Genomic DNA, 2,425 nt, shown 5'->3' with positions numbered 1-2,425 from the left:
GAGGTGCGGGAGGAGCGTTCGGAGTGGGCCAAGCAGCATGGGTTGGGTAACCCGATTCGCTTCCAAGGGCAGTATCACGATCACGAGACGGGGCTGCATTACAATCGACATCGGTATTATGATACTCGGGGTGCTCGATTCATTTGTAAAGACCCCATTAGCTATGCCGGGGGGCTAAATCAATATGTATATGCTCCAAACCCTACAAGTTGGATTGATCAACTAGGATTAGCAAAAGAAAGTTGCTGCGGCCCAAAAGCGACAGATGTGGTCGATCAAACTGCCGGTTCAATAAAGAATGTTAATCCGGGTTATCCAGAGGCAGGTCGAACTCATAACTGTGTCAATTGCTCTATTGCTACTGATGCGACACTGGCGGGAAATCCTGCATCTGCATTGCCAATCAACCATACGAAAGGTGTTCCATTGAGTATACTGGAAAAGCAATTCAGCTCTAAATTTGGCCCTGTAATAGCGCCTGAGAATATTGCGCAACAAATGGCAAGCTCCAGCAATGGTGCTCGGGGTATCGTGTTTGGTTCTTATGGGCCGGGTCAGCCAGGGCATGTGTTCAATGTGATTAATCAGAACGGTGTTGTTAGATTCCTTGATGGGCAGACCGGGAAGCCAGCAAACCTTAGTAATTTCAAAACACTGCAGCTATTGAGGACAAATTGATGGTCACTTATGCGTATGCCTTGGAGTTGGCGAAGAAATATCTAAAGGACTCCGAAGTTCCTTTGCAAATTACATATGAGGGAGAATTTTCCGAGGGATGGTATTTCTGCTACCAATCAAAAGAATTTTTGGAAACAGGTGAGCTGTCAACTCAGCTCGCAGGGAATGCCCCGTTTTTAATTGATAGGCAGTCTGGTGAGCTTCATGTTCTTGGAACAGCAAAGCCCATAGATAGCTATTTGAATGACTATATAAAAGAGAAGTCCTTGAAATCGAAGTGATTTAATGGTGCAAAAGACGCAGGTGAAATTGCTGGTTCCGCAAAAAACTTCTCAATTGCTGATCGCGTATTTGGCCAGCTCAACGATCCTCGAATGGGTCAGCTTGCAGGAAAGCTTGATGCCGATGCTTTGCGGAAACTTGCCAATAACCCCAGCGCTACTCGGTTTATGGACGCAAGGACAGGGCATATCAATGTAATTAAAGAAATTGAAGGGAAGGTGATTCGAATTACTGCGCCAAGAGACGAGATGAAAATTATTTCCGCTGGACCAATTAGACATAATCAAGTTAAAAACTTATTAGGCAAAGGCGATTTTATACCGTTACCTTGAGTTCGCGGAGGGCTTATGGCGTCAATTCATATTGAGGAAATTCAAAAAATCTTGTCTGAGCAAGGCAATAAAGATGCCTTGCCAAATCAAGCAAATGGGGAGGGCTATTTTCTAGAGATTAGATTTGACAGCCCTACTCGTAAGGCATCCGGAATGGTTGATAATGAGTTCAAGGACAGGGTAATAACCCTAGATTGTCCGTACGGTACGGTCATTATTTTGTGCGATGGCAAGGGGCAGCTGAAATCAATTGAGTTCAGTTGACTGTACAGTGGTAGCACTCTCCCAGCACCGGCCTTGCGCCAGTGTTGTTTTATCTGCGTTAGTTTTTCTTCTTAGCTACCCGCTTGGTTGTTGCTGCTTGTCCCCATAATTCGCGACGCCTGGTATTTGAGAATCATCCCATCAAGTAGTGCCTTGATAACTGACTTCTCGGCTTCGGGCATATGACTAATGGCCTCGAAACGCAGGCGCAAGTCGTCGGATGGCCCGCGTTCCCCTTCTGCAAACACCAAATCATCCAGACTGACGTGCAGAGCCTGAGCAAGCCGGATCAGGGCTTCTAAGGTTGGTTGAGCCGTCCCTGTCTCATAACGCCGAATCTGATTAACGTGCACTGACGCAGTGTCAGCCAGAGTTTGCTGGGTGAGATCGGCGGCTTTGCGCAACTGAATCAGGCGTGTGGGGAAATGCATGGGTAGGAACCAGATCGTTTCGGACTCCATAACTGTGTGCCCTGTCTCTGATAAGGTTTGACTTTGACACAGTGTAAGGTATCAAAATAAAACCTCAAACAAGCGCTGACGTATTTTGAAGAAACCCCGATGGCCCGCATCCCCGAAGCCGAACTGGAACGCCTTAAGCGTGAGGTGTCGCTGGTTCGGCTGATCCAGTCGCAGGGCCATGAGCTGAAAAAGCGTGGCAAGGATTGGGTGCACTGCGTGTTCCATGACGAAAGCACTCCCAGCCTGTCGGGCCAAGCAGCATGGCCTGAGTAACCCGATTCGCTTCCAGGGGCAGTACCACGATCATGAGACTGGGCTGCATTACAATCGACATAGATACTATGCTCCTAAAGCAGGGCGATTTATTAGCAAAGACCCAATAAGCTACAGAGGCGGAATTAACTTATT

Annotated in this window: 6 protein-coding genes and 1 pseudogene; 6 read left to right on the top strand and 1 reads right to left on the bottom strand. The window is 47.4% G+C overall.

Annotation, left to right across the window (positions count from 1 at the left end):
* The 4 genes from H620_RS26690 to H620_RS0118750 all read left to right on the top strand — a co-directional run.
* Positions 1–678, top strand: a 678-nt coding sequence (locus H620_RS26690; RefSeq protein ID WP_209439661.1) for an RHS repeat-associated core domain-containing protein, incomplete at its 5' end; no start/stop codon positions are given.
* Positions 678–959, top strand: coding sequence for a YrhB domain-containing protein (locus tag H620_RS0118760; protein ID WP_023380400.1), 282 nt, complete (start codon positions 678–680; stop codon positions 957–959). The genes H620_RS26690 and H620_RS0118760, both read left to right, overlap by 1 nt.
* 93 nt (positions 960–1,052) lie before the next feature.
* Positions 1,053–1,292, top strand: a complete 240-nt coding sequence (locus H620_RS27005) for a hypothetical protein (RefSeq protein ID WP_155950806.1) — start codon at positions 1,053–1,055, stop codon at positions 1,290–1,292.
* A gap of 15 nt (positions 1,293–1,307) precedes the next feature.
* Positions 1,308–1,556: a hypothetical protein gene (locus H620_RS0118750; protein WP_023380398.1), complete on the top strand. Its 249-nt coding sequence runs from the start codon at positions 1,308–1,310 to the stop codon at positions 1,554–1,556.
* Between the two features lie 71 nt (positions 1,557–1,627).
* On the opposite strand, the gene H620_RS0118745 is transcribed toward H620_RS0118750, so the two are convergent.
* Positions 1,628–1,987: a helix-turn-helix domain-containing protein gene (locus tag H620_RS0118745; RefSeq protein ID WP_049818826.1), complete on the bottom strand. Its 360-nt coding sequence runs from the start codon at positions 1,985–1,987 to the stop codon at positions 1,628–1,630.
* 129 nt (positions 1,988–2,116) lie between these two features.
* On the opposite strand from H620_RS0118745, the gene H620_RS26685 reads away from it, so the two are divergent.
* Both H620_RS26685 and H620_RS27880 read left to right on the top strand, forming a co-directional pair.
* Positions 2,117–2,290: a CHC2 zinc finger domain-containing protein gene (locus tag H620_RS26685; protein ID WP_023380396.1), complete on the top strand. Its 174-nt coding sequence runs from the start codon at positions 2,117–2,119 to the stop codon at positions 2,288–2,290.
* Positions 2,268–2,425 (top strand): annotated as a pseudogene (locus H620_RS27880) (RHS repeat-associated core domain-containing protein); the annotation flags it as partial. The gene H620_RS26685 and the pseudogene H620_RS27880, both read left to right, overlap by 23 nt.

It is taken from the genome of Pseudomonas taiwanensis DSM 21245 (assembly GCF_000425785.1).
GTDB lineage: Bacteria > Pseudomonadota > Gammaproteobacteria > Pseudomonadales > Pseudomonadaceae > Aquipseudomonas > Aquipseudomonas taiwanensis.
This window is presented reverse-complemented; position numbering and strand designations above follow the sequence as displayed.